Below are 3,681 nucleotides of genomic sequence, written 5' to 3' on the forward strand. Positions count from 1 at the left end.
GCTCGGCGCCGCCCTCGCCGCCCGCGCCGTCCGCGGCGCTTCCGGTGTCCGCGGAGCCTGCTGCGTCTGCCGCGGTTTCTGCGTCTTCGGTGTGCCTCGCGACCACGTAGATGTCGCAGCGGCAGACCGCCTGGCGCCGGCCCGCGTGCACCACGTACGCCTCGGCCCGCAGCGTGCCGTCCCGCGCCGGCCGCAGGTACTGGACGGAGAAGCCGCCGGTGAGGACGGCCGGGCCCAGGACCGTGCCGGCGGCGAACGTCAGCGCGTTGTCGGCGGCGTAGGCGAGCAGCCCGCCGTGCGCGTAGCCGAACTGCTGGCGCAGGTCGTCCCGGATGTCCACCTCCAGCGTCGCGGCGCCGTTCGCGAACGCGGTGATCCGGGCGCCGAGCAGCCTGCTGAACGGCTGCTCGTCGAGCACCTTCTGCGCGAAGTCGATCCCGAGGTCCGTCATGTGACCCCACGGTAACGGCTGTTGAGCTGCGCTCCTACCCGCGCTCCGGCATCTTCAGCTCGACCCAGGTGCACTTGCCGCGCGGCAGCAGGTCCACGCCCCAGCGGTCCGCGACCTGGTCGATCAGGAACAGCCCGCGCCCGCTGGTGTCCATGTCGCGTACGGGCATCAGGCACGGCAGCGCGCGCGAGGGGTCGCGCACCTCGATCCGGATCCGGCCGCGCCGCCGCGACATGCGCAGCCCGAACGTGCGCGCCCCGGTGTGCCGTACGGCGTTGCCGACCAGCTCGGAGACCAGCAGGACGGCGTGCTCCGCGAACCGCGGCGACATCCCCCAGTGGCCCACGACGACCGCCTCGGCGAGCCGGCGGGCGGTCCCGGCGGACTCGGGCCGCGAGGGCAGCTGCACCTCGCCGACGGCCGGGTTGCCCCACAGCTCGATGGGGCCGGGGGCCGCCCGCTCGCCCTCGTCGGCCGGGGCGGTGGTGGGGAAGCGCCGGTAGGCGGGCGACGGCAGCGGGCGCAGCAGGGACCTGCGCGGCCGCCGTACGGCGAGGGCCTCCGGATGCGCCGGCTGTTCCCGGTGGAGTTGCTGGATGTCCTCAAGGCCCGCCATGGCCTCATGATGGCGCGGGCGGACGGCTTTGGGAGCATTTCCGCGCCAACAAGTCCTGCTGAAGCCTACATTCCGTGAGCATCCAGAGGCATATGCCAGCGCGATAACGGCGCGACGACACCCCTCTGAACTGCGTAAACAACCTGGCGAACGGTGCCCGCGCGGCCCCAAAACACCCGAATCACCGAAGTCTTGCTTCCGGCGCCCGCTACCCCCGGGCGGGGGTAGTGGTCACGGAGCGTCGCCTCCGGCAGGAGCCCGCCGGGCGGGCTCAGCGGAACTCCGCCTTCCCCGGGCCCTTCTCCACGAAGCTGCGCATCCCGGTCTCCCGGTCCTCGGTGGCGAAGAGCGCCGCGAACCAGCTCCGCTCCAGCGCGAGCCCCGTCTCCAGGTCCGCCTCAAGACCGTGGTCCACCGACTCCTTCGCCGCCCGCAGCGCCATCGCGGGCCCCTTGGCCAGCCGGGCGGCCCAGGCGTGCGCCTGCTCGTAGACCTCCGCGTCGGGCACCACGCGGTCGACGAGCCCCATCGCCAGCGCCTCGCCGGCCTTGACCATCCGGCCCGTGAAGATCAGGTCCTTGGCCCGCGAGGGCCCGACCAGCCGGGCGAGCCGCTGCGTGCCGCCCGCCCCCGGGATCAGCCCGAGCAGGATCTCCGGCTGCCCCAGCTTCGCGCCCTCGCCGGCGATCCGGATGTCGGCGCAGAGCGCCAGCTCGCAGCCGCCGCCCAGGGCGTACCCGTTGACCGCGGCGACGACGGGCTTCGGCACCCGCGCCAGCGCCGTGAAGGACTCCTGCAGCCCGCGGCCGCGCGCGACCATGGCCGCGTGGTCCATCGCCTGCATCTCCTTGATGTCGGCGCCGGCCGCGAAGACCTTCTCGCCGCCCCACACCACCAGGGCGCGTACGTCGTCGCGGCCGGCCGCCTCGGCGGCGAGTTCGCGGATACGGTCCTGGACGGCGATGTCCAGGGCGTTCATGGGCGGGCGGTCCAGGCGCAGCGTACCGACGCCCTCGGCGACCTCCAGGTATGCAGTCATGGCACCACACGTTAGCGCTCATTAACGCCGCGGGGCCCGGTGCGCTTGCTCACACACCGGGCCCCGCGGGAGGGCCGTCCGGACCGGCCGGACGGCACCGCCGTCTTCGGTTACTGCTCCGCGGTCCACTCCTGCCAGGACATGTTCCAGCCGTTGAGGCCGTTGTCCGGGGCGATGACCTCGTCCTTGGCGTTCTTGACCTCGACCACGTCGCCGATCAGGGAGTTGCGGAAGAACCAGGAGCCGGGCGTCGACTTGTCGCCGCCGCCGCGGACGTCGTACAGGCCGATGCAGCCGTGGCTGGCGTTGGCCGAGCCGAAGGTGGCCTGCCCCGACCAGTAGTTGCCGTGGATGAACGTGCCGGAGGTGGACAGGCGCTGCGCGTGCGGTACGTCCTTGATGTCGTACTCGCCGCCGAAGCCGACCGTTTCGCCGTCCATCCTGGTGACGTCGAGCTGCTCGGTGATCACCATCTTGCCGTTCCAGGTCGGCGTGGACGGCGCACCCGTGGTCACCGGGATGGTCTTGACGACCGCGCCGTGCCGCTCGACCTTCATCTTCTTGGTGTCGGCGTCGACCGTGCTCACCTGGCGCCGGCCGATCTCGAAGCCGATGTCCTTGTGCTGCTCGCCGTAGACGCCGTCCGCGCCCTCGACGCCGTCGAGGCGCAGGCTCAGCGTCACCTCGGTGCCGGGCGCCCAGTACTGCTCGGGGCGGAAGTCCAGGCGCTGGTTGCCGAACCAGTGGCCCTCGATCTCCACGTCGGGGTCGGCGGTGACCTCGACGGCCTCCTCGACCTCCGCCATGTTCTCGATCGGCTGGTTGAAGTTGAGCGACACCGGCATGCCGACGCCGACGGTGCTGCCGTCCTCGGGCGTGAAGTGGCCGATGAAGGTGTTCTCCGGCACGACGGTGGTGAACGTGGTGTCCTTGGCGGCCTCCAGTCCATCGGCGTCCTGCGCGACGGCGTGCACCTTGTACTTGGTCTGCGTACGCAGGTGGCCGGCCGGCTTCCACGCGCCGCCGCCCTTGGAGATCTCGCCCTCGACCTCGGCGCCCTTCTCGTCCGTCACCTTCACGGAGACGAGCTTGCCCTTGGCCGCGGTCACCTTCAGCCCGCCCTCGGTGCCGACCGCGTCGGCGCCGTCCTTCGGCGTGATCTCGACGACCGCCTGCGAGACCTTCTGCTCGTCACCGCCCGAGCCGCCCGAACCCCCCGAGCCGCCCTTGTCCCCGTCGCCGCCCCCGCCGTCGGACCCGCCGCACGCCGCCACCAGGACGAGCACGGCGCCGGACAGCAGCGCCGCCAGGCTGTGCCGGGTACGTCCCCTTCGTATCCGCTCCACCTTCAACGCCGCAATCTCCCCTCGGCCACACCGAGCCAGACTTCCCCCGCGCATGGTCACACCGCGCCTTTGCGTTCAAGGTATCCCCAGCCACAGGCGAGTGACTCCGCGCGATTGTCACCGTTCGGTCCCAACTGGTACGCGCTCCGCAGGCGCTTGCGGCGCGATAATCCGGTGGCGCCGCGAGGGCCGCCGGGTGACACTGCAACCCGATGACCTCCTCTTCCGC

At 72.0% G+C, this 3,681-nt stretch carries 4 protein-coding genes; all 4 read right to left on the bottom strand.

Features of this window, described 5'->3' with window-relative positions; all coding sequences use genetic code 11:
- Positions 1 to 451 (bottom strand): PaaI family thioesterase (locus tag H5J30_RS21800; protein WP_181789077.1); only part of this gene is annotated, 451 nt, incomplete at its 3' end.
- Between the two features lie 34 nt (positions 452 to 485).
- Positions 486 to 1,067 carry an ATP-binding protein gene (locus H5J30_RS21805; protein WP_181789078.1) on the bottom strand — a complete coding sequence of 194 codons (582 nt, stop codon included), beginning with the start codon at positions 1,065 to 1,067 and terminating at the stop codon, positions 486 to 488.
- A 271-nt stretch (positions 1,068 to 1,338) separates the two neighbouring features.
- Positions 1,339 to 2,106, bottom strand: a complete 768-nt coding sequence (locus tag H5J30_RS21810) for an enoyl-CoA hydratase/isomerase family protein (RefSeq protein ID WP_181789079.1) — start codon at positions 2,104 to 2,106, stop codon at positions 1,339 to 1,341.
- A gap of 110 nt (positions 2,107 to 2,216) precedes the next feature.
- On the bottom strand, positions 2,217 to 3,458 hold the full coding sequence (locus H5J30_RS21815; RefSeq protein ID WP_181789080.1) for a L,D-transpeptidase: 1,242 nt from the start codon (positions 3,456 to 3,458) through the stop codon (positions 2,217 to 2,219).
- Between the last annotated feature and the right edge of the window lie 223 nt (positions 3,459 to 3,681).

The organism is Streptomyces phytophilus, from assembly GCF_013870535.1.
Classification (GTDB): domain Bacteria; phylum Actinomycetota; class Actinomycetes; order Streptomycetales; family Streptomycetaceae; genus Streptomyces; species Streptomyces phytophilus.